Origin of the sequence: Martelella mangrovi (assembly GCF_040545495.1) — a bacterium.
GTDB lineage: Bacteria > Pseudomonadota > Alphaproteobacteria > Rhizobiales > Rhizobiaceae > Martelella > Martelella mangrovi.
Map to the genome: position 1 here is coordinate 142,801 of NZ_JBEPLY010000004.1, position 25,692 is coordinate 168,492.

Sequence of the window (25,692 nt, forward strand, 5' to 3'; positions counted from 1 at the left end):
GTATGCGCCCCGGACAACACATTGAGGAGAAAACAAATGGCTATCGAAGGCAAAGACGAAATCCATTCAGGCCGCATCCGGCTGGGCATGGTTGGCGGCGGGTCCGGGGCCTTTATCGGCGGCGTGCACCGCATGGCCTCCCGGCTCGACGACCACTTTACCTTTGTCGCCGGCGCGCTGTCTTCAACACCGGAAAAGGCGCTGGCCTCCGGCAAGGAACTGGGTCTCGATCCCGACCGGACCTATGGCTCCTATGAGGAGATGGCGGAAAAGGAGGCCGCGCGCGAAGACGGCATCGAGGTGGTCGCGATCGTCACGCCGAACCATATGCATTTCGAACCGGCCAAGGCCTTTCTCGAAAAGGGCATCCATGTCATTTGCGACAAGCCGGTGACCTGGAACCTCGCCGACGCCAAGGCGCTGAAAGCCACCGCCGACAAGGCCAATGCGCTGTTCATCCTGACCCACAACTACACCGGCTATCCGATGATCCGGCAGGCCCGCGCCATGATTGCCAATGGCGATCTCGGCGATATTCGCCTGATCCACGCCGAATACCCGCAGGATTGGCTGACCGAACCGGCCGAGCGCGAAGGTTCCAAACAGGCCGAATGGCGCACCGACCCGAAGCGCTCGGGCGCCGGCGGCGCGATCGGCGATATCGGCACCCATGCGCTCAATCTTGCGCTGTTTGCCTCCGGCGCCGAGCTGGAGAGCCTTTCGGCCGATCTCGATACTTTCGTGGAAGGCCGCCAGCTTGATGACAACGCCCATATCATGCTGCGTTTCAAGGAGAAGAACGGCGTAAGACCAAAAGGCATGCTGTGGGCAAGCCAGGTGGCGCCCGGCTTTGAAAATGGCCTGCAGCTCAAGATCTGCGGCACCAAGGGCGGCGTCCAGTGGATGCAGGAAAACCCGAACTATCTGTGGTTCACGCCCTTCGGCGAGCCCAAACGCCTGCTTTCGCGCAACGGAGCCGACGCTCTGGAGGCTGCGACCCGTGTTTCGCGCATCCCCGCCGGCCACCCGGAAGGCTATCTGGAAGGCTTTGCCAATCTCTATTGCGAAGCCGCCCGCGCCATCAGGGCATTCCGCGATGGCAAGACGCCCGAGGACGTTGTTTATCCGACAATCGAGGACGGCGTGATCGGCCTTGCCTTCATCGAAGCCTGCGTGGCTTCGTCAAACGCCGACGGCAAGTGGATCAGGCTGGATGTCTGACCCGGCAGCCCGCCGCTGAAAGCTTTCTCTCCGCCCGAGGCCCGGCAAGCCCCGGGAGGCACTGTCTTGTCTCCTGAAAGCTCTCGTGCAGGCCACGGCGGCAGCCGCTTTTCTTGACCACAATCAGGCATTGACGCAAATCGGCAACGGCGTTTCAGGAAATCCTGCAACGTTTCAGTTTCACGTTTGCGTTTATGTACAAACAGGCTGAACTCCACTAGAGGAGACTGCAAAAAACGACAGGACCCGATCCGCCGACAGGCTGCGGCCGTATACCGGATCGTCATGTAAAGGAACCGACCATGATTGACCCGAAACAGCTTGCACGACGCTTTCCGGAAGATTTCATTTTCGGCGTTGCCACCGCCTCCTACCAGATTGAGGGTGCAGCCCGCGAAGACGGCCGCAAGCCGTCCATATGGGATGCGTTCAGCCATATGCCCGGGCGCGTGCACAACCGCGATACCGGCGATGTCGCCTGCGACCATTACCACCGCATGGAAGACGACCTTGACCTGATGAAGGATCTCGGCGTCGAGACCTACCGGTTTTCGATTGCATGGCCGCGCATCATTCCCGACGGCCGCGGGCCGGTGAACGAGGCAGGGCTCGATTTCTACGACCGCCTGATCGACGGTTGCAAGGCGCGCGGACTGAAAACCAATGCCACGCTTTACCACTGGGACCTGCCGCTGACGCTTGCCGGCGACGGCGGCTGGACGGCGCGGTCCACGGCCTATGCCTATCAGCGCTATGTCCAGACGGTGATGAAGCGCCTCGGCGATCGCCTGGATCTGGTTTCGACCTTCAACGAACCCTGGTGCATCGTCTGGCTCAGCCATCTTTACGGTATTCATGCGCCGGGCGAAAAATCCATGGACGCAGCGCTTGCCGCCCTGCACACCGTCAACCTTGCCCACGGGCTCGGCGTCGAGGCCATCAGGCAGGAAGCGCCGGACGTCAAGGCCGGTATCGTCCTCAATCTTCACGCCTTCTATCCCGTCAGCGAGACGGAGGCCGATCACGCGGCTGCCGAACGCAGCTTCCAGTTCAACAATGGCGTCTTCCTCGACCCGATCTTCAAGGGCGCCTATCCGGACGGCTTCATGGCGGCGCTGGGCGACCGGATGCCGGTGATCGAAGACGGTGATCTCGCCCTTATCAGCCAGAATCTCGACTGGTGGGGCCTGAACTATTACAAGCCCGACCGTGTTGCCGACGACAGTGCGTCAGGTGCGGAATATCCCGCCGTCAGCACCGGTGCGCCGGTCAACAATGTCATCACCGATATCGGCTGGGAAACCTACGCGCCGGGTATGAAAATGCTGACCGAACAGGTCTATCAGCGCTACGACCTGCCCGAAATGTACATCACCGAAAACGGCGCCTGCTACAATATGGCTCCCGTCAACGGGATCGTCGACGACGCGCCGCGCACCGAATATCTGTCCGACCACATTTCGATTGCCGCCGATCTGGTCGAAGCCGGTATTCCGCTGAAGGGCTATTACGCCTGGAGCCTGATGGACAATTTCGAATGGGCCGAAGGCTACAACATGCGCTTCGGCCTCATCTACGTCGATTACGAGACCCAGGAACGCACGCTGAAGAATTCCGGCAAGTGGTACAAGGCGCTCGCCGAGGAATTCCTCGAAAAGAGCGCGAACGCCTGACATTTCGTTTCGGTATTTGATGACAAACGCCCGCAGAACGGCTGCGGGCGTTTTCATTTTCCGCTTCCCGCTCTTTTGGAGCAGCAAGGCGTCAGGCAGCATCCGGTATGCGGGCGACAACCTTGATTTCGAAATCAAAACCGGCAAGCCAGGTCACGCCAAGGGCCGTCCATGTCGGAAACGGTTTTGCCGGAAAGCGCTCGCTCTTGATCGCAAGAACGGTCTCAAGCTGGCGCTCCGGATCGGTATGAAAGCTTGTCACGTCGATAATATCGTCAAAATCGCAGCCGGCGGCCTTCAGCGTGTTCTCGAGATTGGTGAAGGCAAGGCGCACCTGTGCCGCAAAATCCGGCTCAGGCGATCCATCCTGCCGGCTGCCGACATGGCCTGATGCAAAGAGCAGGTTGCCGGTGCGAACGGCCGAGGAATAGCCATGCGCGTCATAGAGTGCATGACGATCCTGATCGGCGGGATAGACGGCATCGCGTTTTGCCATTGAAAAACTCCTTTTAGCATGAACACCGGACGGAAGCGGCCTGATGGTTTGGTTCTTCGCCCGGCGCCGTTAATGTGATATACGCCGCGTATGTCATTTATTCGCATACGCGATGTATGTCAGCTCACATACGTCACGTATATAAAATGGAGTATCTCATGGCCGGAATCCGAGCCGAGAAAATGGAGGCCAACCGCGCGCGCCTGATTTCCGCCGCCCGCAAGGCCTTTGCCGAAAAGGGCTATGCCGCCGCCTCCATGGACGAACTGACGGCCGAAGCCGGGCTCACACGCGGCGCGCTCTATCACAATTTCGGTGACAAGCGCGGCCTGCTGGCAGCGGTTGTGCATCAGATCGATACTGAAATGGCGACAGAAGCGCGAAAGCAGGCCGCCAAAGCCGAGAATGAATGGGATGCGATGCTGACGGAAGGCATTGCCTATATTGAAATGGCGCTCGAACCCGAGGTGCAGCGCATCGTGCTTCTTGATGGTCCGGCTTTTCTGGGCGACCCGTCGCAATGGCCGAGCCAGAACGCCTGCCTCGAGGAAACCCGAAAGGCCATCGAAAGCCTCATCGTCAACGGTATCGTGAAGCCCGTGGATGCAGAAGCCGCCGCGCGGCTTCTCGCCGGCGCAGCGCTGAACGCCGCCTCATGGATTGCGGCCAGCAACGCCCCGGAACAGACCTTGCCCAAGGCCATCGAAGCCTTTTCCACGCTTGCAGCGGGACTGCTAGCCGACAAGGATCAGGACGCCGGCAGATAGCACGCACACTTCGGAGCAGCGGGTTTTAGCAAAAGCACCCGTGAACCGCCGCTGCCTTAGGGCAGTCAACAAAAAGAGCCCGCAGACCTGCATCGGCAAGAAAGCGGGCTCAGGTGTTTGCGGGAAGAAGATAAACCCGCGATCATCCGGCGCTGCGGTGCCATGAAGCCTCTTTAGCCGATGACAGCCTCGACCTTGACCGCCGTCACGCCTTCAGCCGGTGACGCGATCAGGTTGCCGTCTATCGCCACACCATCGACGGTCAGTGCAACGGAATTGCCGGGCCCCTTGCGGGTAACGGTGATATCGTAGGTCACGCCGCGCCATGTGCGCTTGACCGAAAAGCCGTTCCAGCGCTCCGGAATCACCGGCGCCACGCGCAGGCCCTCATATTCCGGACGTATGCCGAAGATGAACTGGGTGATGGCATAGTAATTCCAGGCGGCCGTTCCCGTCAGCCAGGAGTTCTTCGCCTCGCCAAAACGGGTCGCATCGCGGCCGGCAATCATCTGCGAATAGACGTAAGGTTCCAACCGGTGCGTATCGGAAATGCCCTCGCGCGCCGAAGGGTTGATGCGGGTGTAATAATCAAACGCCGCATCGCCATTGCCCAGCACGGTTTCGGCAATCACCACCCACGGATTGTTGTGGCAGAAAATGCCGGCATTTTCCTTGTAACCCGGCGGATAGGTCGAGATCTCACCGTATTCGATATAGTATCTGGTATAGGCCGGCTGCAGCACGACGATGCCGTGCGGCGTTGCCAGGTGTTTTGCGACCGAATCGAGTGCCTTGCGGGCCTTGCCGTCTTCGACGCCGACACCGGCCAGCACGCAGAAGCCCTGGCTCTCGATGAAGATCTTGCCTTCCTCATTTTCCTTCGAACCGACGGGACGGCCGAAATCGTCATAGGCGCGCAGGAACCATTCGCCGTCCCAGCCATGTTCGAGGATCGTGGCGTCCATATCGGCTGCCACTTTCGCATAGCGTTCGGCGTCGTCACTGCGGCCGCTTTCCTTTGCGATATCGGAAAGCTCGCGGGCTGAGAGAACCATCAGCCCGGCGATGAAGACCGATTCGGCAACTTTGCCGTCCTTGCTGGTGGTGGTCTGGAAGCTTTCGCCGGGCGTGTCGGAAAAGCAGTTGAGGTTCAGGCAGTCGTTCCAGTCGGCACGGCCGATCAGCGGCAGGCCGTGCGGGCCGATCCGGTCAAGCGCATACTGCATGGAGCGCTGAAGATGCGCGTAAAGCGGTTCTTCCGTGCCCGGCGTGGTGTCGAAGGCCACCGGTTCCTCAAGAATGGAGAAATCGCCGGTTTCCTTCAGATAGGCCGCGACACCGATAATCAGCCAGTGCGGGTCATCGTTGAAATCGCCGCCGATGTCGTTATTGCCCTTTTTCGTCAGCGGCTGATACTGATGATACGCACCGCCGGTGGCAAGCTGGGTTGCGGCGATATCGAGAATACGTTCACGGGCGCGCGCGGGCACCATATGCACGAAGCCGAGCAGGTCCTGGTTGGAATCGCGGAAGCCGAGACCCCGGCCGATGCCGCTTTCAAACGAGGACGCCGAGCGCGACATGTTGAAGGTCGCCATGCACTGATAGGCATTCCAGATATTGACCATGCGGTCGGCATGTTCGTCAGGCGAGGACACCTGATAGACACCGAGAAGATCGTCCCAGTGTTTGGCCAGCGCCGCAAAGGCAGCCTCGACATTCTCGACCTTGCGGTACTTCTCGATGATCGGCATCACCGTCGATTTATTGACGCGCTGCGAACCGGGCGGGTCGAATTTTTCGTCCCTGTCATTCTCGTGATAGCCAAGAACGAAAATCACCTGACGGGTCTCGCCGGGCTGAAGCGTCATCTTCACATGATGCGAACCCATCGGCGACCAGCCATGCGCTTCGGAGTTCCGCGATCGGCCCTCGGTAACGGCGGCCGGCTTGTCCCAGCCGCGCCAGGGGCCGAGGAATTCCTCGCGGCTGGTGTCGTAACCGGCAAGCGCTTCCGAACAGGCGAACCAGGCAAAATGATTGCGCCGCTCGCGATACTCCGTCTTGTGGAAGATGACCTCGTCCTCAACCTCGACCTGTCCGGTCGAGAGATTGCGCTGGAAATTGCTCTGATCGTCGAGCGCATCCCACAGGCAGAACTCGACCGAGGAGAACAGCGACAGATCGGCGGGAACGAGACGCTCATTGGTGACGGTCAGCTGCCAGATTTCCAGCGTTTCGCCGAGCGGCACAAAGTAGCGGTTGGAAACGCGGATGCCGTTTCGCTTGGAGCCGATGGTGGAATAGCCCATGCCGTGGCGGCAGGAGAAATCCTCCACCTCCGACTGGGTCGGCATCCACGAGGGCGACCAGACATCGCCATCCGTATTGTCGCGGACATACACATACCGCCCGCCATTGTCGTAAGGCACATTGTTGTAACGGCCGCGGGTAATGCGCCTCAGCCGCGCGTCACGATAATAGGAATAGCCGCCACCGGTTGCCGACAGAATGCCGAAATATCCTTCGCAGCCGATATAGTTGATCCACGGATAGGGCGTATCCGGTCGCGTAATGACGTATTCGCGCGCCTGATCGTCAAAAAAACCGTATTTCATGATGTGTTCCCGTTCCTAGCGTGCCGCACATCAGTCTGGCCAATCCGTATCGTTGCAGATTGTTCTGACGCGCATCCTCCTGCTCCCATCGCCTAACACATTCTCGCATGGCTCAAAAGAAAAACATGCTTATTTCGCATTTTTTCTGCATTCAAACCGCTTTTATATCGAGATATCAGTAAACTCTGAGCATAGGTCAGACTCCACCGATATCGGGCAAAACCCGACATCGCAACAGGATGGCAAACACGTTATCTGGAAAACTGTATCGTTTCAGTTCGATAATTTCAGTCGCCTGGACGCGACGCCTGATGGAACAGCGACAAACCGTATTCTCAATGAAAAGAGGGCGGTGCGCGCGCCGGCAAAGTCACTTCGTCGGCGACGTCCCACCATCGCCGCACCAAACGACAACACGCCCGGAAGCAATCCGGGCGCGCACCGTGTACAGAAGGAAAATCGGGTGATATGCACAAGGCCCGGGCATGCCTTGAGAAGAAGGCAACCGGGACAACGTCCGGCTCCATGACCGGAACACGCCGGGAGTCGTGGCCCCTCGTGAAGGGGCCGCCGCTGTTTCAGCCTGCCGAAGACTGCGTCTTCGCCTGTTTGGCTGCCAGACGGGCGCGGATGCTGTCGACATCGGCCCGTGGCGTCGCCTTGAACAGCGTCTGCGTATATTCGTGCTGCGGATCGGTGAACACCTGATCGCGCGTACCGCGCTCCACCACCTCGCCGAAATACATCACCATGATCTCGTCGCAGATATAACGCACCACCGAAAGGTCGTGACTGACGAACACATAGGTGAGGTTGAACTCGTCCTGCAGGTCGGCCAAAAGGTTGAGGATCTGCGCCTGCACCGAAAGATCGAGCGCGGAGACCGGTTCGTCCAGCACAAGCAGGCTTGGATTGAGGATCAGCGCGCGGGCGATGGCGATACGCTGACGCTGGCCGCCGGAAAACATGTGCGGATAGCGTTCGAAATGCTCCGGGCCAAGGCCGACCTTCTTCAGGAGGTCATGCGCCTTGTCGCGGCGGTCGGCGGCACTCATGTCGGTATTGAGAAGCAGCGGCTCCATCAGCACATCGCCGACCTTCTGGCGCGGATTGAGCGAGCCATAGGGGTTCTGGAACACGATTTGCACCTTGCGGCGCATCTCGGCCGTCGGCCGGTGCTTGTTGATGTCGATGGACTGACCGCCGATCTCGAGCGTGCCGTCGGTCTGGGCGTCGATCATGGTGATGATCCGGGCAAGCGTGGACTTGCCACAGCCGGATTCGCCGACCAGCGCCAGCGTCTTGCCGCGCTCGACCGAAAAATCGATGCCCTTCAGCGCTCTGACGGTGCGGGCCTTGTGGAACATCCCGCCCGGCACGATGTAATCGCGGACGATGTTTCTGCCCGCAGCAACGATATCACTCATGCCTGTTCTCCCGTGTAGTCCGCCGCATAATCGATCGTCGGCAACCGGTCGCCGGTGGCGTTTTCGGGAAGCGCGGAAAGCAGGGCTCTGGTGTAGGCGTGTGCAGGATTTTCAAACAGGGTAAGCACATCGGCCTCCTCCATCTTGCGGCCCTGATACTGCACGATCACACGGTCGGCGGTTTCGGCGACAACACCCATGTCGTGGGTGATCATGATCAGGGCCATGCCGGTTTCGGCCTGCAGGCGCGCAAGCAGATCGAGGATCTGCTTCTGGATCGTCACGTCGAGCGCGGTTGTCGGTTCGTCGGCAATCAGCAGCTTCGGCGAGCAGGCCATGGCAATCGCGATCATGATGCGCTGGCATTGACCGCCCGACATCTGATGCGGATAGGCTTTCAGTCGATCTTCCGGGTTCGGCATGCCGACATCGTTCAAAAGCTCGAGCGCGCGCGCATGGCGGGCCTTCTTGTCGAGATCGGTATGCTGTTTGAGAACCTCGTCAATCTGAAAACCGGCGGTAAAGCACGGATTGAGGCTGGCAATCGGCTCCTGAAAGATCATCGAAATATCCTTGCCGATGATCCTGCGACGGTCCTTTGCCGAAAGGTGCGAGATATCGCGCCCCTCGAAGGCGATGCGATCGGCCGTGACCGTTGCCGTCGGCGGCAGCAGGCCCATGACGGCGAGCATGGCGACGGATTTACCCGAGCCGCTTTCGCCGACGATGGCCAGAACCTCGCCCGCGTCGACTGTATAGGACGCCTTGTGCAGGACCGTGGACTGGCCGTTTGCCGTGGGAAAGCTGACCGAAAGATTTTGAACATCCAGTAGCGGCATGGGCTTAACTCCGCTTCAGCTTGGGATCGAGGGCATCGCGCAGCCCGTCACCGACAAGGTTGATGGCAAGCACGGTAATCAGGATGGCAAGGCCGGGGAAGGTCACGACCCACCATGCACGCAGGATAAACTCGCGCGCCTCGGCCAGCATCGTGCCCCATTCCGGTGTCGGCGGCTGCGCACCCATGCCGAGAAAGCCAAGGGCTGCCGCTTCCAGAATGGCGTTCGAAAACGAAAGCGTCGCCTGAACGATCAGCGGCGCAAGGCAGTTCGGCAGAATGGTCTTGAACATCAGGCGCAGATTGCGCGCACCTGCAACACGGGCCGAAATCACATATTCACGCCGTGCCTCGGCCATCACCGCAGCGCGGGTCAGACGGGCAAAATGGGGCTGCAACACCAGCGCAATCGCGATCATCGCGTTAAACAGGCCCGGACCGAGAACGGCAACCAGCACCAGCGCCAGAAGAAGCGGCGGGAACGCCAGGATCACGTCCATGACGCGCATGATCGCAACATCGACCCAGCCGCGGAAGAACCCGGCGAGAAGGCCAAGCGTGATGCCGAGCAGCAGCGCAATGGACACCACGATCATGCCGATGGCCAGCGAATAGCGCGAACCGAAAATCAGACGCGAGAGAATATCGCGGCCGACGGCATCGGTGCCAAGCGGGAAGGAAAGCGTGCCGCCCTCCTGCCAGAACGGCGGTGTGAGGAACATGTCGCGATATTGCTGGTCGGGATTGTGCGGGGCAATCAGCGGGGCGAAAATGGCCACCAGAACCAGCGCCACGATGATGCAAAGTCCGACGACCGCCCCCTTGTTCTGGCTGAAATAGTGCCAGAATTCGGAGAGCATCTGCAGGCGGATATTTTTCTGTCGGGCCGGTTGGCCCAGCGTGTTGTCTGACATGGCTGAGCTCCTACTGGTGGCGGATACGCGGGTTGATGAGACCGTAAAGCAGATCGACAACCAGATTGACGAGCATGACCAGACCGGCGATCAGCACCAGCCCGCCCTGCACCACCGGATAGTCGCGCCGCGAAATCGAATCGATCATCCACTTGCCGATCCCCGGCCACGAAAAGATCGTTTCCGTCAGAATAGCACCCGCCATCAGCATGCCGATTTGCAGACCAATGGTCGTGATAACCGGGATCATGGCGTTTCTGAGCGCATGAACGCCGATAACACGTTTGTTTGCCAGCCCCTTGGCCCGGGCGGTGCGCACATAATCCTCGCCCAGCACTTCCAGCATGGCAGAGCGCGTCTGCCGCGCAATCACCGCAAGCGGGATGGTGGCCAGCACGATCGACGGCAGGATGAGGTGGGACAGCGCGGAGGTAAACGCCCCCTTTTCCCCCGACAGCAACGAGTCGATGGTCATGAAACCGGTGACGGAGGGGAAATAGTAGAGAAGCGAAATACGCCCCGAGACAGGCGTCCACCCCAGAATGCCGGAAAACAGGATAATGAGCAGCAGCCCCCACCAGAAGATCGGCATCGAATAGCCGGTGAGCGCGATACCCATCGTGGCCTGGTCGAAGACCGATCCGCGCTTTACCGCAGACAGGATGCCGGCGGGTATGCCGATGGCAACCGCCAGGATCATCGCGCACAGGCCAAGTTCGGCGGTTGCCGGAAACAGGTTCAGGAACTCCCTGAAGACCGGCTGCTTGGTGGCAATCGAGATGCCGAAATCGCCATGCAGCAGGCCCCACACATAGTCGAGATACTGAATGACGACCGGGCGGTCATAGCCGAACTGGTGAAGAAGCGCCTGATAGCGGTCGGGGTCCATGCCGCGCTCGCCGGCCAGAAGCAGCACGGGATCGCCGGGCAGGACACGCACAAAGCCAAAGGCAACGATCGTAATTCCGATAAAGGTCGGAATGATCAGCAGCAGTTTGCTGAAAAGAAATCTGAGCATAATGCGATTACGCCTTCATTGCGAAGGGGCCGGACAAGCCGGCCCCAATGCTGAATGTCGTTCTTGTTATTCGGTGATGTCGACGTCGTCGAAGCGGTGGTAGCCGAGCGGATCCATGACGAACCCTTCAACCGAAGTCGTCATCGGCATGAACACCTTGGAGTGGGCGATCGTGTTCCACGGCGCCTGTTCCTTGAAGATCACCTGAGCCTGCTTGTAGAGCTCGGTCCGTTCTTCGGTATCCGAGGTGACCTTGGCCTTCTGGATCAGGTCCTCGAACGGCTGGTAGCACCACTGCGAACGGTTCGAACCGCCGACAGCATCGCAACCGAGCAGAACGGCAAGGAAGTTGTCCGGGTCACCATTATCACCGGTCCAGCCGAGCAGAACCGCACCGTCGCGGTCTTCGGCAGACGAACGGGCCAGATATTCGCCCCACTCATAGGAAACGATCTCGACATCGACGCCGACCTTGTCGAGGTCAGCCTGCATCAGTTCGGCCATACGACGGGCGTTCGGGTTATACGGACGCTGAACCGGCATTGCCCAGATCTTCATCGAGAGATCGGTGACGCCTTCTTCTTCCAGCATCGCCTTTGAGGCTTCCGGATCGTAGGGATCGTCCTGAACGTCGTCATTATACGACCACATGGTCGGCGGGATCGGGTTCTTGGCCACTTCACCGGCGCCCTGGAACACCGATTCCAGAATGGCCTGCTTGTCGATCGCCATGTTCAGCGCCTTGCGGACCTTCGGATTGTCGAACGGCGCCATCTTGGTGTTGTAGGCGAGGTAGCCGACGTTCAGGCCTTCCTTCTCCATCACCGTCAGGTCATCGTTTTCCTGCAACGCTTCGATGTCTGCCGGCGCCGGATAAGGCATGATCTGGCATTCGCCGGCTTCAAGCTTCTGGCGACGCACGGCGGCATCCGTGGTGATGGCGAAGATCAGGTTGTCGATCGCCTGCTGGCCCTTGAAATAGTCCGGGTTGGCCTTGTAGCGGATGACGGCATCCTGCTGATAGGCAACATAGGTGAACGGACCCGTACCGACCGGCTTCTGGTTGAACTGCTCCATCGAGCCATCGGCTTCAAGCTGATCGGCATATTCCTTGGAAACGATGGAGGCGAAGTCCATGGCCAGGTTCGCAATCATCGGCGCTTCCGGGCGGTTCAGCACGAACTTCACCGTCATGTCGTCGACCTTGTCGATGCTCTTGATGAGCTCGGGCATCGACATGCCGTTGAAATATTCCCAGGAAATGCCCGGCGCATACTGATACCAGGGGCTGGATTCATCCATCTGGCGCATGAAGGAAAAGATGACGTCGTCGGCATTCATCTCACGCGTGGGCGTGAAATAGTCGGTCGTCTGGAACTTGACGCCCGGGCGCAGATGGAAGGTGTATTCCAGGCCGTCGTCGGAAACATCCCAGCTTTCGGCAAGACCGGGCTCGACTTCGGTGGAGCCGTGCTTGAATTCGGCAAGACGGTTATAGACCGTGCGCGAGGCGGCATCGAAGGTGGTGCCGGATGTGTATGGCGCAGGATCGAAGCCTTCCGGCGAACCTTCCGAGCAGTAGACGAGCGTCTTGGCGCTGGCAGCACCGCCAAGCGCGACAAAGACGCTCGTAGCGAGAGCCAAAGCTTTCAGTTTCTTCATCATTTTCCCCTTGTTGAAGTGAAATCAGCCTTTGAAACGGGCAAGGCCCGTCATGATCTGCAGAATGTCTCCGGCAATGCCAGTCATCAGTCTGTTCTGTCGTGCAGGAGACCCTTCTCAACGTCCGGCCCGCTATGGACAGCGCAACGTCATCAAGACCCGTGCTCATCTGCCCCAACCGCAGATGTCACACTTGTGGCGAGACTAGCGCTTTTTCTTGACCATGCAATCAAAAAACAAAAGACCGGACATATCGCAAATCGTCACACCGCAATGAAATCGCTATAACTTTGCGAAATACGACAAAAATGGCAAATTAAGGCAGCTTCCGCGCAATGCTATGTCTCGCAACACGGGTCTGGATTACACAAGATTACTGTCCACAGGGTGACCCGCCGGTTCGCTATGAAAGCAGAGGTTCGCGGTTTATTGTCATTCGTCAAACCGGAACAGGGCGGGAGAGGCAACATGAAACAGGACAATACTGTAAAATCCGTTATAGCCGCCTATGACGCCCGCTTTTCCACCCGCTACAGCGCCTTTGTGCACGACGCCGTCGACTATGCGAGCCGCCACACCTTTCCGGTGCACGCAACGGCTTCGTTGTTTGCATTTTCGCCGGACGCCGCGCGCATTGCGCTGATCCATCACAGGGCGACGGGCAAGTGGTTCCAGACCGGCGGTCATCTGGACCCCGGCGAAACGCCGGCGGAGGCTGCCTGCCGCGAATGCCGGGAGGAAACCGGCCTGATCGCCGAACTTGCCCCGGATGAGATGCCCGTCAGCCTCGATCTGCACCGTATTCCGGAAAACAGCAGGAAGGGCGAACCGGAACACTATCATCTCGATATCCGCTTCGCCGCGTTCGTTTCGGGCACATTGACGCCAAACCTTCTGGAAGTGCACGACGCGCGCTGGTTTGACGCCGAACACAGCGACGCGGTCGATGAACGGGTGCGGGCGCGCTTCCTGCCCGGGACAAAATAACCGCGCGCTTTTTCTTGGCGCAAAAGGCATTTGGTGCTACCGCCCTTTATACATGAGAAAGAGCGAAGCGACCGTGACCGAGGCTCTCGTCCACCCCGAACTGATTGCCGTTTTGACCGCACTGACGGATGACGTGCCGCGCGTCATGACCGTGCGCACCGGCGCTGCCCTGCCTTCGGGACCGTTCGAAAGCGACCACCGCAGCCTGCAGGCCGGATTGCGCTCGTGGGTGGAAAGCCAGACCGGCCACCCCGTCGGCTACCTCGAACAGCTCTACACCTTCGCCGACCGCGACCGCGGCCCGGATGACCTGCGGACCATTTCGATCAGCTATCTGGGGCTTGTGCGCGAGCAGGCGCCGCCGGGCGGCGGACGGCCTTTGTGGAAAGACTGGTACACCTATTTTCCATGGGAGGACCTGCGCGGCGGCAGACCCGAAATCCTCGAGAAGATCACCGACATGCTGACCCAGTGGGGCATGAGCGACCGTCCCGGACGGGCGCATCGCCTGCACCGCATCGCCTACGCATTTGGTCTCGACGACATGGCCTGGAACGAAGAACTGGTGCTGCAGCGCTATGAGCTGATGTACGAGGCCGGGCTGATTGCCGAAGCGGGGCTTGCGCCCGCGTTTTGGTTCGGCAAGCCGATGGCCGGCGACCACCGCCGCATCCTCGCCACGGCCATTGCCCGCCTGCGCGCCAAGATCAAGTACCGGCCGGTGATTTTCGAGCTGACGCCGGAAAGCTTCACCCTGCTCCAGCTTCAAAAAGGCGTCGAGGCGCTGGCCGGGCTGACGCTGCACAAACCCAATTTCCGCCGCCAGATCGACCAGCAGCAGCTGATTGAGGAAACCGGCGAGACGACGAGCGAGACCGGTGGACGCCCGGCCCGGCTTTACCGCTACCGCCATGCGATCCTGACCGAACGCGCGCTCGCCGGTTCACGGCTGCCGGTTGCGCGCATGTAAGCCACCGGAAGAACCGGCAACGGGCACGGATGGCATAACGCGCCACCCTCCGAAGACCTCATAACCAGAACAGCCAGAACCGCGCACGGCATCCGTAGCACGCTCGCGGAACCATGAACCTCTGCGCGCAACTGATATCAAAGGCCGCATTCCGGCTGCAAAACAGCCGACGTAATCGGTCATCTTCGCAGTCGCCAAACGCTGCACCTCCCCCGCTCCGCCGAAACAGAACAGGCATCGACGGCAAGGGCGATTTGACATTGCCAGGGCATGAGATTATGACTCCGCTATATATATACTCTAAATGAGTATAATAGATCGTCGGAGCCGATATCCGACCGCAAGGAGGAAATGCAGATGAACGCTCCCCTCTCCGCCGCTCTCTATGAGCGCGTTTCCCATGTGATTCCAAAAGCCGAATGGCTGAGCTTCGAAGATGACATTGAAGCCATTTTGCGGTTGAAGAGCGAACGCAATGCCGTCGTTCTGGCGCATAACTACCAGACCCCCGAGATCTTTCACGGCGTCGCCGATATCGTCGGGGACAGTCTGGCGCTTGCCCGCGAGGCAACCCGGGTCGAGGCTGACGTGATCGTGCTGGCCGGCGTTCACTTCATGGCCGAAACCGCAAAATTGCTGAACCCGGAAAAGACGGTCCTGATCCCCGACGTGGGCGCCGGCTGTTCGCTTGCCGATTCCATTACCCCCGCAGACATCGCACTTCTGCGCCAGACCCATCCCGGCGTGCCGGTAGTCACCTATGTGAACACATCGGCGGCCGTGAAGGCGGCTTCGGATATCTGCTGCACATCGGGCAACGCCAAACGCGTGGTGGAATCGCTCGGCGTGCCGAAAGTGCTGATGCTGCCGGACGAATATCTGGCCCGCAATATTGCCCGCGAAACCGATGTCGAAATGATCGCCTGGCATGGCCATTGTGAAGTGCATGAACTGTTCACGGCCGATGATGTGCGCGAGATGCGCGCGGCCTGGCCGGGCGTCACCATCATCGCCCATCCCGAATGCCCGCCCGAGGTTGTCGCGGAGGCGGATTTTTCCGGCTCCACGGCCGGCATGTCGGATTATGTCGGCAGCGCCAAACCCGGACGCGTGGTGCTTTTGACGGAGTGCTCGATGAGCGACAATGTTTCCGTGCAGCATCCCGAGGTCGATTTCGTGCGCCCCTGCAATCTGTGTCCGCATATGAAGCGCATTTCGCTCGCCAATATCCGCGCAGCCCTTGAGGAAAACCGCCACGAGGTGACCGTCGATCCGGCGATTACCGATGATGCACGGCGCGCGGTTGAACGGATGCTTGCGGTATGAGCGCGCCTGTCGCCGTGATCGGTTCCGGCATCGGCGGCCTCGTCACCGCGCTGGCGCTGGCGCCGCAGCCGGTTCTGCTGATCACCAGAGCCGATCTCGGCGCCGGAACCTCCAGTGCCTGGGCCCAGGGCGGCATTGCCGCAGCGCTGGGCGAGGACGACAGCCCCGAACTGCATCTTGAAGACACCCTTGGCGCAGGCGACGGCCTTTCCGATCGCAACGCCGCCCGCGCCATTGTCTCCGCAGCACCCGAGGTTATCGCCTTTCTGGAGCGCCACGGCGTTCTTTTTGACCGCGAGGAAAACGGCGCATTTCAGCGCGGTCTTGAAGCGGCGCATTCGCGACACCGGATCCTGCATGCCGGCGGCGATGCATCCGGTGCGGCCATTATCGCGGCCCTTGCAAAGGCGGTTGCCGCCACGCCCTCCGTCACCGTGATGTCCGGCACCGAGGTTCGCCGCCTGCTGGTTGAGGACAACAGCGTGCGCGGTCTTCTCTGTGTCCGCAACGATCGGGCTTTACCCATCGAAACGGGCCGCGTCGTGCTGGCAACCGGCGGCATTGGCGGGCTTTATCATGCCTCGACCAACCCGGCCGGGAATTTCGGACAGGGCGTGATGCTGGCCGCCCGTGCGGGCGCCGCCCTTTCCGATATGGAATTCGTGCAGTTCCATCCGACGGCCCTTGCCACCGCGACAAGACCTCTGCCGCTGATCAGCGAGGCTGTCCGTGGCGAGGGCGCAATCCTTGTCAACGACAGGAATGAGCGCTTTCTTGCCGGAACACCGAGCGCCGAACTGGCGCCCCGCGATGTTGTCGCCCGTGCGATTGCCGCAGAAATGGCCCGTGGCCGACAGGTCTTTCTCGATGCACCGCCCGCACTTCGGGCCCGCTTTGCCACACGCTTTCCGGCCATTACCAAGATCTGCGCGCGCGCAGGGATCGACCCGGCGACAGATCGCATCCCAGTCCGTCCCGCCGAGCATTATCACATGGGCGGCATCGCCACCGATATCGATGCCCGCACCACCGTTTCAGGCCTGTGGGCCGTCGGCGAATGCGCAGCCACGGGCCTGCATGGCGCCAACCGTCTTGCCAGCAATTCGCTGCTGGAAGCCGCAGCGGCAGGCCTGGCCGCCGCACGTAATATCGCCGCCCGCCCCGGCATTACCACAGCTCCTTCGATTACCGCGGCCGTGCCGCCGGCCGCCCAAACGGACCGGGTGCGTTCGATCATCTCCCGCCATCTGGGGGTGATCCGCAACGGCCCCGCGCTTGCAACGGCCGTCACAGCGCTTCTGCCGCTCGCGCAAAACACCGGACCCGACGCCGATCCGGCCGTTGTGGCGCTTTCAATCGCCGTTTTCGCGGCCTTGCGCACGGAATCGCGCGGCGCCCACGCCCGCAGCGATTTTCCGGACAAAAACGCGCACCCGCGCCGGCAGACCATGACCCTTGATGACATTTTCACGGCCGCCGGGACCATTTCCGGCGCACACCCGATCCGCCATTCACTCGCCCGGAGCGCCTGACATGCAATCCCTGCCCCGCCTCGTCATCGAACCTGCCGTTCGTCGTGCGCTTGAAGAAGACCTCGGCCTTGCCGGCGATATCACCGCCGATGCGGTCATTCCGCCGGACCATCACTCCTCGGTGGTCATGGCCGCCAGAAAGCCGGGCGTGGTCGCCGGGCTCGATGCCGCAGAGCTCGCTTTCACGCTCGTCGATCCATCGATCCGCCTGACCCGGCACGCAGACGACGGCACCGCCATTGCGGCCGGCGATATCATCGCGACCGTGACCGGTCCGTCGCGCGCATTATTGACCGGCGAGCGCACCGCGCTCAATTTTCTCGGCCATCTCTCCGGCATCGCCACGGTCACGGCAGGCGTGGTCAGGGCGGTTGCCGGCACGGGCGCGGCAATCGTCTGCACCCGCAAGACGACGCCGGGGCTCAGGGCGCTGGAGAAATATGCCGTGCGGGCCGGCGGCGGCGGCAATCACCGTTTTTCGCTCGCCGATGCCGTGCTTATCAAGGACAATCACATCGCCATTGCCGGCAGCATTGCCACCGCGATCCGCCGCGCGAAGGAGAACGCCGGCCATATGGTGAAGATCGAGGTCGAGGTCGACACGCTCGCCCAACTTGAGGAAGCCATGGCCGAAGGCGTCGATGCGGTCCTCCTTGACAATATGTCCCCCGAGACGCTGCGCCGCGCCGTTGAAATTGTTTCCGGCCGCGCCATCACCGAAGCCTCCGGCGGGATCACGCCGGAAACGGCAGGTGATGTCGCAAAGGCCGGTGTCGATCTGATCTCCATCGGCTGGCTGACACATTCCGCCCCGGTTCTCGACATTGGTCTCGACTATCGCGACGCCACCGGCTGAACCGGCGCGTCAGAGATTGTAATACCACGGCGCCAGCAGCGAAAAGACGATGGTAATGAGCGCGATCAGCGGAAGACCGGCGCGCAGGAAATCGCGAAAGCCGTAATGCCCCGGCCCCATGACCATGAGGTTGGTCTGATAGGCAATCGGCGTCGCGAACGAGCAGTTGGCGGCATAGATGACGGCAGCGGCAAACACCTCCGGCGGCGCCCCGATCCGGCGCGCCATGTCCAGTGAAATCGGAATGAACAGCGCCGATGTCGCATTGTTCGACAAAAGGTTGGTCAACAGCGCCACCGCGATGAACAGCAGGGCCAGAACCACCGGCGCCGACGAGCCGCCGCCCAGCCCCACGATGCCTTCGGCAATCAGGCGCGCGCCGCCTGTCGCCTCCAGCGCGGTTGCCATGGCAATGGAAGCGCCGACAAGCAGGAAAATCTGGCGATCGAAGGCGCGGGCGGCCTGTTGAAAGGTCAGACAGCCGAAAACAATCATCAGCAGCGCGCCGACCACCGAATTGACCACCATCGGCGAAAGCCCGGTCGCCGACAGCGCCACAATGCCGCCGAAAATGACGCTGGCAATCAGCGACTTGTCGCGCGGCGGAACGCTTTCAGCCGAATGTTCGAGCAGCAGAAGATCGTGATTACCCCGCATCGACATGACGTCATCTTCATTGCCGCCGATCAGAAGCGTATCACCGGCCTCGAACCGCAGCTGTGAAAGCGGCGTGCGCGCCATCCGGCTTTTACGCCTGACCCCGAAGATCGTGACGTGGAAGCGCTGCTGAATGCCGCTGAAACGCACCGTTCTCCCCTCGAACAGTGAACCCGGCGCAATCACGGCCTCGGCAAGGTGATAATGCGGCCCGACCTTGCGCTCACGCGCCGGCACGGTGCCATCCGGCGGCTCGGAAAGGCTGATCTCGCCCTTGGCAAGCATGTCCATGAAGGCCTTGCGCGTGCCGGTCATCTGCAGCCGGTCGCCCGGCTCAAGGGTGAGCCCGTCATCATAGGGCGGCAACAGAACCCGGCCGTTGCGGATCAGCGCGTGCAGCGACATAGGGGTGAGGTTGGGAAAGAACCCCGAGCGCGCACTGTCGCCGGCAAAACGGCTGGACGACTGCAGGACGATCTCGCCCAGAAACTGCGTGCCTGAACTTTGAAGGCCGGATTTTTCCTCCGAACGTTCGCTGTCGAGAATCCGGGGCAGAATGAACAGAACATAGAGATAGCCGATCCCCGCCAGTATCAGCCCCATGCCGGTAATATCGAAGAAACCGATATCCAGCCCCTCCCGCGCCGCCATGCCGGCGGCGATCAGGTTGGTGGACGAGCCGATCATCGTCGTCATGCCACCGAAAATGGTGATGAAGGAAAGCGGCATGAAGATCTGATAGGCCGGAAGGCGGAAACGGGCCGCAAGCGACGTCAGCACCGGAATGAAGATGACAACCACCGGCGTATTGTTCAGGAATGCCGACGTCACCCCCGCAACGACAAGAATGATGGCGATGGAGAGCCGCGGATTGCCGCCATACATCCGGCCGATCCGGTTGGTGAGACCTTCAAGCGCATCGGTGGCAAACAGCCCCTTGCCAACGATCAGCAGGGCCAGAACGGTGACCAGTGCCGGTGAGGCGAAGCCGGAAAGCAGGGCTTCAATCGAAACCGCGCTGCCGGTTTCCGGCTGATAGGGAAACGTGCCGAACAGCACCAGCAGCAGCGAGATCGAGGCAAGCGCGATACTCTCGACGGGAAAGCGGTCGAGTGCATAGAAAACAATCGTTCCGGCGATAATTGCCAGCGTGGCGTAGAGATGAAAATTCTCAACCAAGTCGAGGCCTCATGGCCGAAAACCGATCAATGCGGGCCAACCGGAGAAAAGCAGGCCAAACTTGTCAAACCGGTCCGCAGCTTGCTATGAAATTGGCAATCTGAAATTGACCGGCACCAGGACCGGTCGGGCGGATATTGAACGGAAACAGAGACCTTCGCAAGCCTCGGGGCGGGTGGAATGTTGTTGTTTCATGCCGCATGTTTCCCGCGACGCGCTGCGCGCCAGGCCTTTTTTCTTCCGGCCGCATTTTGTCCGCTTTTTGCCAATACCGGCAATTTCAGACAAAAAATTTACGCGAACGTCAAGGTCCTTTCGGGGGCCGTTCAGCACACGAAAGGCATCTGCATGACAGCGGCATTTCTCGCGGCTCTTTTGCCACACACCTCAACCGAACGCCCTAACGCAAAATCTGGTTTCAAAGTTCCCCGGTGTTTCTGTGAAAAACCTGCTCTGACGAAAAAACACGCCTGCGAAAGCCGGGGTAATGAAAAATTTACCCTGAGTGCATTAATTTGCCGGCTGAAAACAGACACACCATCTTTGAGTATTGCGTAGGAAGTGTGGCTCGTGACGTCGAGAAAAACCAGACATTCGTCCATTCGTGGCGGCCATAAAAGCCGTTTGTTCCGATTGGTGGCAGCATCCGCCGTCCTGCTTGTCACAGGGGGTGCGATCGCCACGATTGCATCATCGCCCATCATTTCGGCGACAGTCTCCAGGCCGCATCTTGCTGCTTCGGGCAGCGCGCTTCTGGCGGTAAACCCGGCCTTCCGGTCACCGGAACGCGCCCAAAGCGCCAAGGCGTCGCGTCTTCTGGCCGCGCGGGAAGGACAGGGACGGGCACAGACGCTGAAGCCCGAGGATGTGCGCCTCTCCTATCTCAAGCCGAAGCTTGAACGCAGCGGCCACTCCGCCCTGACGGACCGGCAGCGCAAGCTGGTCGGCAAGCAGATCGCTGAAAATGCCGATGCCAATGTTGCCCTCGCAGGCCTGCCGCCAGAGCTGACCCCGGCAACACCGGCCGCAACCAAAACGCCGGAGCCTATTCCTGCAAGCACCGCGCTCGCCAGCGTTTCGCCCAAGGATCACCCGGCAGACGGCGCGGACGACGCCTTCAAACTGGTCTTGCAGGGCGCAGACGATTCCCGGCTTGCACCGGGCGAAATCCCCACACCGGAAAAACGCCCGGCCGCCCTCACGCTTGCCTATGCCGATTTCGGCCATGACGGCCTCGACGGCATTTTCGGGGAAGTGCCGGAACGCACATCCAAGGTGGCCGTTTACGATATCGCCGCCGGCAAGGTCTACATGCCCGACGGCGAGGTCATGGAGGCTCATTCCGGCAAGGGCAAATATCGCGACGACCCGGACTATACCCATGTGAAGATGGCCGGCGCCGTGCCTGCGGCAACCTACAAGCTGACCATGCGCGAGTCGCTTTTCCATGGCGTGCCGGCCCTGCGGATGACCTCGGTTGACGGCACCCATCCTCTCGGCAGGACCGGCATTCTTGCCCACACCTACATGCTGCGGACACCGGGCGATTCACACGGGTGCCTTGTCTTCAAGGATTACTACAAGTTCCTGAAGGCCTATAAGGCCAACAAGGTCGATTACATCGTCGCCGTGCCAAGCCTCAAGGAAGGCCTGAGCGTCCAGCTGGCAAGCCGCACGAGCTGAAGACGTTCGCACGTTAAACTGCAGCATCAGACAGAGGCGGTCCCGACGGGCCGCCTCTTTTTTGTGGTCTTATCGGCGGCAGGCTATTTGACCGGTTCGAGTGAGCCGGTTGTTGCACCGCCATCGATGATGAATTCCGCGCCGGTGGAATAGCTCGCCTCGACCAGCAGAAACCTGACGAGGCGCGCGACTTCTTCCGGCTGGCCGTAGCGCGCTATCGGCTGGCTGGCGACAAGGTCATCCCCGAGATCCGCCGTCATCGGTGTGGCGATCGGCCCGGGGTGAATGGAGCAGACCCGCACATTGTCGCGCGCCAGGTCAAGTGCGGCCGCCTTTGTCATGCCGCGCACCGCCCACTTCGAGGCCGCGTAGCCGAATACCGATGCGACCCCGTACAGGCCGGCGGTCGACGAGGTATTCACGATCACGCCGCCGCCTGCCCTGATGATTGCCGGTGCGGCAAAATGCATCCCGTAGAAGACGCCATTGGCGTTGATGTCCATGATCTTGCGGAAATCTACGGGCGTGCAGTCCTTCACACCGGAAAACTGCACGATGCCGGCATTGTTGAACAGCGCATTGACGCCGCCGAAAGCCTCTTCCGTGGCAGCTACAATAGCCTCCCAGTCTTCCGGCCGGCTGACGTCCAACCGGTGGAAACGCACGTTTTCACCCAATTCCCCGGCAAGTTTTTCACCAGCGTCGTCAGCAAGGTCGCCGATCATGACCTTCGCACCGCCTGCAGCAAGCAAACGCACGGTTGCCGCGCCGATACCACCGGTTCCGCCACTGACGATCACCTTAAGATCGTCGGTTTTTTCAATGCCCATGATTTTTCCTCCCGTTTCGACAGCCTGTCGCTTCGTTCGAAGTCAGGCACATATGATGTGATGTCTGCGTCATATGGTTTCCAGATGCCCTGCCCCGGGGAGCGTTTGCAGCCATCGACACGACAAGACGAGAGGCATGAGGCCTGTGGAAAAGCCGTCGACAACACACGGACCCGACATGACCGAGCGACGCAGGTGCTGCACTTGCGATATCGACCCCACGCAAAGGCGTGACCGGTCCGCGGCCGCGGCCTTTCTGTCACAAATCCGGGGTTCCAAACGGCCCGCAAAACACCGTCTTGCACCCGCGCCGGCTGTTACAGGCCGGCCGCTGCAGGACGGGCCGTTGTCGCTGCATTGCGATAAAACGATTGTAACGCCACGTTTTTTGAGGTTACATCTGGGGTGGGAAGAGGAAACGACAAACGCGGGGAGGAGAGACAAATGCCCGTACGCGACGGACCGACTGCTATCAAGAAATATGCCAATCGCCGGCTCTACAATACCGGCACCAGCAGCTACGTGACGCTCGAAGATCTGGCGGACATGGTGAAACAGGGAGAGGAATTCACCGTTCAGGATGCCAAGTCGGGCGACGACATCACCCACACGGTGCTGACCCAGATCATCTTCGAACAGGAAGCGAAATCCGGACAGGGCGTTCTGCCGGTCTCCTTCCTTCGGGAAATCATCGGCTATTACGGCGACCAGATGCAGGCCATGCTGCCCGGCTTTCTCGACAACGCCATGAAGGCGTTTTCCGAACAGCAGGCCCATATGCGCGAGCAGATGGACAAGGCGCTTTATGAAAACCCGCTCAAGCGGGAATATTATCGCAAGGAAGAGGCCGCGCGCCGCTCCGGCCTTGGCGCCAGCAGCTATCGCACCAAAGCCGCAGCCGACGACAGCGATGCAGAGGAACCGGCGGTTCATGCAGTGACCGGAGACCTCGACGACCTGCGCAACCAGTTGCGGGTTCTGCAGGACCGGATCGACAATCTTTAAAGCGCATGGCGTCTGAAACGGTTTCAGACGCCATCCATTCCGCCGGGCCCTGAAAACAGAAAAACCGCCCCGAGGGACGGCTTTTCAAATGCTTTTCGGTAAACCGATCTTTCGATCAGGCTTCCTTCGGCGTCAGAACCTGACGGCCGCGATACATGCCGGTCTTCAGATCGACATGGTGCGGACGGCGCAGTTCGCCGGAATTCTTGTCTTCGACATATGCCGGAGCCTTGAGAGCGTCTGCAGCACGGCGCATACCGCGCTTGGACGGGGTCGTTTTTCTTTTCGGTACAGCCATTGGACTACTCCAGTTTCGGCAAGGCCTGATCCGCGGCGCGCATAACCACCGCAAGTTCGTCCTTGAAATTCATGAAATTTGGCGCGCTTATACAGGTCTTGTGCCCGTTTGACCAGTCCCTCCGGCATTTTTTTGACTCACACCGGAAAGCAGCCATTCAGCCTCAGATCTCTTCTTCCGGGATAATCCAGCTTTCGGCCAGCGCGCCGTCACGCCAGCGCTGGAAAGCGGGCAGGCTTTTGACCGCATTCATATAGGCAAGCGTCACGCTGTCATCGGCCAGTTCGTATATCTCCAGGCGATTGACGACAGGCGCATACATGGCGTCGGCAGCAGAAAAATGGCCGAACAGGAAAGGCCCGCCCGAGGCTTCAAGCGCATCGCGCCACATGGTCTTGATACGCGTGACATCGGCCTTTACGGCATCATCAACCGCCAGCGGCGACGGTTTGCGGCCGAAATTCATCGGGCAGGCGCCGCGCAGTGCCCGCAAGCCCGCGTGAATTTCCGCGGAAAGCGTGCGGGCGGCGGCGCGCTCGACCCTGTCAGCGGGCCAGAGCTGGGCTTCGGGGTAAAGCTCCGCAACATATTCGATGATCGCCAGCGATTCCCAGATCCGGACCTTGCCGTGATGCAGCACCGGCACGAGGCCGACCGGCGAAAGTTCGCGAAAACGCGGATTTCCGGCCGGAAAATCAAACGGGATCAGCACTTCCTTGAATGGAATGCCCGATGCCTCCATGGCAAGCCATGGCCTCAACGACCAGGAGGAATAGCGCTTGTTGCCGATATAAAGCGTCAGATCACGCATGGGGCGGTGTCCTTTCCGTTCATAACTCCTCAGCGGGAATTACCCTGAAACGCTGCCGCCACACCAATGGATTTATCGGATATCAGTCATAAAGGCAGTGAATGTATGCGCCGGAACGTGCGGCAAGCCGCTCCACACGGTTTGCAAGGCGGTTCATATGGGCGCTCGGTGCGGCGGCCTGCCTGCCGGTGGGGTTCGGCAGGGACACGGCCAGCAGGGCGGCCTGACGGCGGGAAAGATCGGCAGCGGAAACCCCGAACTGCTCCTGTGCCGCCGCCTCGATGCCGAAGGTCTCCGGCCCCCACTGGGCGATGTTGAGATAGACCTCCATGACCCGCTTCTTCGACCAGAAAGCATCGGCGGCAACCGCCAGCGGCAGTTCCAGAACCTTGCGCAGATAGGAGCGGCTGTTCCACAAAAACAGGTTCTTGACCGTCTGCATGGGGATGGTGCTGGCCCCGCGCGTCTCTTCACCGGCGAGCGCGTCCTTGACCACGGCTTTGTATTCGCGCCAGTCGATGCCGTAGTGATTGCAGAATTGCCCGTCTTCCGACATCAGCACCGATTGCACCAGAACCGGGGCGATATCGTCGAAGGCGACCCACTCCCGGTCATAGCCGGTAAAAATCCGCGACAGCATCGGCACCGAGACAGGATGTACGAAGGCCGGACGATAAAGCGGCAGCAGCAGATAAGGCAAGAGAATCGCAACAAGCAGCACAAACGCGACGATACGGAACCAGCGCCGGAAAAAGCTCCGCCGCGGGGCTTCATCCTCATCAAACTCCGGCGTTTCGCCCATATATCAACCGATCCTCATAAAAACCGCCTTCTCCTTAGCCCGAAAACGGCCTGTTTGAAAAGAAGGCAGCGGCAATATGCGCCGGTCATTCCGGCTTGAACGGCGCCCTGCGCCATGCCAAG

At 60.3% G+C, this 25,692-nt stretch carries 23 protein-coding genes; 11 read left to right on the forward strand and 12 right to left on the reverse strand.

Going from position 1 to position 25,692, the window contains the following annotated elements:
* Positions 1-36 precede the first annotated feature (36 nt).
* Both ABID12_RS07555 and ABID12_RS07560 read left to right on the forward strand, forming a co-directional pair.
* A complete protein-coding gene (locus tag ABID12_RS07555) occupies positions 37-1,221 on the forward strand; it encodes a Gfo/Idh/MocA family protein (RefSeq protein WP_354433706.1) in 1,185 nt (394 codons plus the stop codon).
* Between the two features lie 302 nt (positions 1,222-1,523).
* On the forward strand, positions 1,524-2,894 hold the full coding sequence (locus ABID12_RS07560) for a GH1 family beta-glucosidase (RefSeq protein ID WP_354433707.1): 1,371 nt from the start codon (positions 1,524-1,526) through the stop codon (positions 2,892-2,894).
* A gap of 91 nt (positions 2,895-2,985) precedes the next feature.
* Here ABID12_RS07560 and ABID12_RS07565 read toward each other — a convergent pair whose 3' ends face one another.
* Positions 2,986-3,390 carry a RidA family protein gene (locus tag ABID12_RS07565; RefSeq protein ID WP_354433708.1) on the reverse strand — a complete coding sequence of 135 codons (405 nt, stop codon included), beginning with the start codon at positions 3,388-3,390 and terminating at the stop codon, positions 2,986-2,988.
* A 158-nt stretch (positions 3,391-3,548) separates the two neighbouring features.
* On the opposite strand from ABID12_RS07565, the gene ABID12_RS07570 reads away from it, so the two are divergent.
* Entirely contained in the window at positions 3,549-4,157 is a 609-nt protein-coding gene (locus tag ABID12_RS07570; RefSeq protein WP_354433709.1) for a TetR/AcrR family transcriptional regulator, read from the forward strand.
* A gap of 173 nt (positions 4,158-4,330) precedes the next feature.
* Here the strand turns inward: ABID12_RS07570 and ABID12_RS07575 are convergent, their stop codons facing one another.
* The 6 genes from ABID12_RS07575 to ABID12_RS07600 form a co-directional block, all read right to left on the reverse strand.
* The gene (locus ABID12_RS07575) at positions 4,331-6,775 is read right to left on the reverse strand and encodes a glycoside hydrolase family 94 protein (RefSeq protein WP_354433710.1); all 2,445 of its coding nucleotides are present in this window, start codon (positions 6,773-6,775) and stop codon (positions 4,331-4,333) included.
* Between the two features lie 578 nt (positions 6,776-7,353).
* On the reverse strand, positions 7,354-8,202 hold the full coding sequence (locus ABID12_RS07580; protein WP_354433711.1) for a dipeptide ABC transporter ATP-binding protein: 849 nt from the start codon (positions 8,200-8,202) through the stop codon (positions 7,354-7,356).
* On the reverse strand, positions 8,199-9,041 hold the full coding sequence (locus ABID12_RS07585) for an ABC transporter ATP-binding protein (protein ID WP_106309669.1): 843 nt from the start codon (positions 9,039-9,041) through the stop codon (positions 8,199-8,201). The genes ABID12_RS07580 and ABID12_RS07585 overlap by 4 nt, the downstream gene beginning before the upstream one ends.
* Before the next feature lie 4 nt (positions 9,042-9,045).
* The gene (locus tag ABID12_RS07590) at positions 9,046-9,954 is read right to left on the reverse strand and encodes an ABC transporter permease subunit (protein ID WP_106309665.1); all 909 of its coding nucleotides are present in this window, start codon (positions 9,952-9,954) and stop codon (positions 9,046-9,048) included.
* 10 nt (positions 9,955-9,964) lie between these two features.
* Positions 9,965-10,972, reverse strand: coding sequence for an ABC transporter permease subunit (locus ABID12_RS07595; protein WP_106309662.1), 1,008 nt, complete (start codon positions 10,970-10,972; stop codon positions 9,965-9,967).
* A gap of 66 nt (positions 10,973-11,038) precedes the next feature.
* Positions 11,039-12,634, reverse strand: coding sequence for an ABC transporter substrate-binding protein (locus tag ABID12_RS07600; RefSeq protein ID WP_106309659.1), 1,596 nt, complete (start codon positions 12,632-12,634; stop codon positions 11,039-11,041).
* 468 nt (positions 12,635-13,102) lie between these two features.
* Here ABID12_RS07600 and ABID12_RS07605 point away from each other — a divergent pair, with 468 nt between their 5' ends.
* From ABID12_RS07605 to nadC, 5 genes are all read left to right on the forward strand, one after another.
* Entirely contained in the window at positions 13,103-13,621 is a 519-nt protein-coding gene (locus ABID12_RS07605; RefSeq protein WP_354433712.1) for an NUDIX hydrolase, read from the forward strand.
* A 73-nt stretch (positions 13,622-13,694) separates the two neighbouring features.
* Positions 13,695-14,591: an NUDIX hydrolase gene (locus ABID12_RS07610; protein WP_354433713.1), complete on the forward strand. Its 897-nt coding sequence runs from the start codon at positions 13,695-13,697 to the stop codon at positions 14,589-14,591.
* A gap of 357 nt (positions 14,592-14,948) precedes the next feature.
* Positions 14,949-15,917 (forward strand): quinolinate synthase NadA, encoded by a 969-nt coding sequence (nadA, locus tag ABID12_RS07615; RefSeq protein WP_354433714.1) that lies wholly within the window; start codon positions 14,949-14,951, stop codon positions 15,915-15,917.
* Positions 15,914-17,449 carry an L-aspartate oxidase gene (locus ABID12_RS07620; RefSeq protein ID WP_354433715.1) on the forward strand — a complete coding sequence of 512 codons (1,536 nt, stop codon included), beginning with the start codon at positions 15,914-15,916 and terminating at the stop codon, positions 17,447-17,449. Before nadA ends, ABID12_RS07620 begins: the two co-directional genes overlap by 4 nt.
* Position 17,450: 1 nt before the next feature.
* Complete coding sequence (gene nadC / locus ABID12_RS07625) at positions 17,451-18,305, forward strand: carboxylating nicotinate-nucleotide diphosphorylase (protein ID WP_354433716.1); 855 nt, start codon at positions 17,451-17,453, stop codon at positions 18,303-18,305.
* Between the two features lie 9 nt (positions 18,306-18,314).
* Here the strand turns inward: nadC and ABID12_RS07630 are convergent, their stop codons facing one another.
* Positions 18,315-20,141: an SLC13 family permease gene (locus tag ABID12_RS07630; RefSeq protein ID WP_354433717.1), complete on the reverse strand. Its 1,827-nt coding sequence runs from the start codon at positions 20,139-20,141 to the stop codon at positions 18,315-18,317.
* Between the two features lie 180 nt (positions 20,142-20,321).
* Between ABID12_RS07630 and ABID12_RS07635 the strand changes: the two genes are divergently transcribed.
* Both ABID12_RS07635 and ABID12_RS07640 read left to right on the forward strand, forming a co-directional pair.
* Entirely contained in the window at positions 20,322-20,699 is a 378-nt protein-coding gene (locus tag ABID12_RS07635; protein ID WP_354433718.1) for a hypothetical protein, read from the forward strand.
* A 78-nt stretch (positions 20,700-20,777) separates the two neighbouring features.
* Positions 20,778-21,824 (forward strand): DUF2778 domain-containing protein, encoded by a 1,047-nt coding sequence (locus ABID12_RS07640; RefSeq protein WP_354433927.1) that lies wholly within the window; start codon positions 20,778-20,780, stop codon positions 21,822-21,824.
* A gap of 83 nt (positions 21,825-21,907) precedes the next feature.
* On the opposite strand, the gene ABID12_RS07645 is transcribed toward ABID12_RS07640, so the two are convergent.
* Entirely contained in the window at positions 21,908-22,654 is a 747-nt protein-coding gene (locus ABID12_RS07645) for an SDR family oxidoreductase (RefSeq protein ID WP_354433719.1), read from the reverse strand.
* A 444-nt stretch (positions 22,655-23,098) separates the two neighbouring features.
* Between ABID12_RS07645 and phaR the strand changes: the two genes are divergently transcribed.
* Positions 23,099-23,659 carry a polyhydroxyalkanoate synthesis repressor PhaR gene (gene phaR / locus ABID12_RS07650; RefSeq protein WP_106309642.1) on the forward strand — a complete coding sequence of 187 codons (561 nt, stop codon included), beginning with the start codon at positions 23,099-23,101 and terminating at the stop codon, positions 23,657-23,659.
* A 115-nt stretch (positions 23,660-23,774) separates the two neighbouring features.
* Here the strand turns inward: phaR and rpmF are convergent, their stop codons facing one another.
* The 3 genes from rpmF to ABID12_RS07665 form a co-directional block, all read right to left on the reverse strand.
* Complete coding sequence (rpmF, locus tag ABID12_RS07655; protein WP_106309639.1) at positions 23,775-23,957, reverse strand: 50S ribosomal protein L32; 183 nt, start codon at positions 23,955-23,957, stop codon at positions 23,775-23,777.
* Between the two features lie 163 nt (positions 23,958-24,120).
* A complete protein-coding gene (locus tag ABID12_RS07660) occupies positions 24,121-24,768 on the reverse strand; it encodes a glutathione S-transferase family protein (RefSeq protein ID WP_319518741.1) in 648 nt (215 codons plus the stop codon).
* 82 nt (positions 24,769-24,850) lie between these two features.
* Positions 24,851-25,570, reverse strand: coding sequence for a biosynthetic peptidoglycan transglycosylase (locus tag ABID12_RS07665; RefSeq protein WP_354433720.1), 720 nt, complete (start codon positions 25,568-25,570; stop codon positions 24,851-24,853).
* Between the last annotated feature and the right edge of the window lie 122 nt (positions 25,571-25,692).

Bases quoted from the DNA above. Each gene is read 5' to 3' on its own strand.
- ABID12_RS07555 (WP_354433706.1), top strand. From the start codon at position 37: ATGGCTATCGAAGGCAAAGACGAAATCCATTCAGGCCGCATCCGGCTG.
- ABID12_RS07560 (WP_354433707.1), top strand. From the start codon at position 1,524: ATGATTGACCCGAAACAGCTTGCACGACGCTTTCCGGAAGATTTCATT.
- ABID12_RS07565 (WP_354433708.1), bottom strand. From the start codon at position 3,390: ATGGCAAAACGCGATGCCGTCTATCCCGCCGATCAGGATCGTCATGCA.
- ABID12_RS07570 (WP_354433709.1), top strand. From the start codon at position 3,549: ATGGCCGGAATCCGAGCCGAGAAAATGGAGGCCAACCGCGCGCGCCTG.
- ABID12_RS07575 (WP_354433710.1), bottom strand. From the start codon at position 6,775: ATGAAATACGGTTTTTTTGACGATCAGGCGCGCGAATACGTCATTACG.
- ABID12_RS07580 (WP_354433711.1), bottom strand. From the start codon at position 8,202: ATGAGTGATATCGTTGCTGCGGGCAGAAACATCGTCCGCGATTACATC.
- ABID12_RS07585 (WP_106309669.1), bottom strand. From the start codon at position 9,041: ATGCCGCTACTGGATGTTCAAAATCTTTCGGTCAGCTTTCCCACGGCA.
- ABID12_RS07590 (WP_106309665.1), bottom strand. From the start codon at position 9,954: ATGTCAGACAACACGCTGGGCCAACCGGCCCGACAGAAAAATATCCGC.
- ABID12_RS07595 (WP_106309662.1), bottom strand. From the start codon at position 10,972: ATGCTCAGATTTCTTTTCAGCAAACTGCTGCTGATCATTCCGACCTTT.
- ABID12_RS07600 (WP_106309659.1), bottom strand. From the start codon at position 12,634: ATGAAGAAACTGAAAGCTTTGGCTCTCGCTACGAGCGTCTTTGTCGCG.
- ABID12_RS07605 (WP_354433712.1), top strand. From the start codon at position 13,103: ATGAAACAGGACAATACTGTAAAATCCGTTATAGCCGCCTATGACGCC.
- nadA (WP_354433714.1), top strand. From the start codon at position 14,949: ATGAACGCTCCCCTCTCCGCCGCTCTCTATGAGCGCGTTTCCCATGTG.
- ABID12_RS07620 (WP_354433715.1), top strand. From the start codon at position 15,914: ATGAGCGCGCCTGTCGCCGTGATCGGTTCCGGCATCGGCGGCCTCGTC.
- nadC (WP_354433716.1), top strand. From the start codon at position 17,451: ATGCAATCCCTGCCCCGCCTCGTCATCGAACCTGCCGTTCGTCGTGCG.
- ABID12_RS07635 (WP_354433718.1), top strand. From the start codon at position 20,322: ATGTTGTTGTTTCATGCCGCATGTTTCCCGCGACGCGCTGCGCGCCAG.
- ABID12_RS07645 (WP_354433719.1), bottom strand. From the start codon at position 22,654: ATGGGCATTGAAAAAACCGACGATCTTAAGGTGATCGTCAGTGGCGGA.
- phaR (WP_106309642.1), top strand. From the start codon at position 23,099: ATGCCCGTACGCGACGGACCGACTGCTATCAAGAAATATGCCAATCGC.
- rpmF (WP_106309639.1), bottom strand. From the start codon at position 23,957: ATGGCTGTACCGAAAAGAAAAACGACCCCGTCCAAGCGCGGTATGCGC.
- ABID12_RS07660 (WP_319518741.1), bottom strand. From the start codon at position 24,768: ATGCGTGATCTGACGCTTTATATCGGCAACAAGCGCTATTCCTCCTGG.
- ABID12_RS07665 (WP_354433720.1), bottom strand. From the start codon at position 25,570: ATGGGCGAAACGCCGGAGTTTGATGAGGATGAAGCCCCGCGGCGGAGC.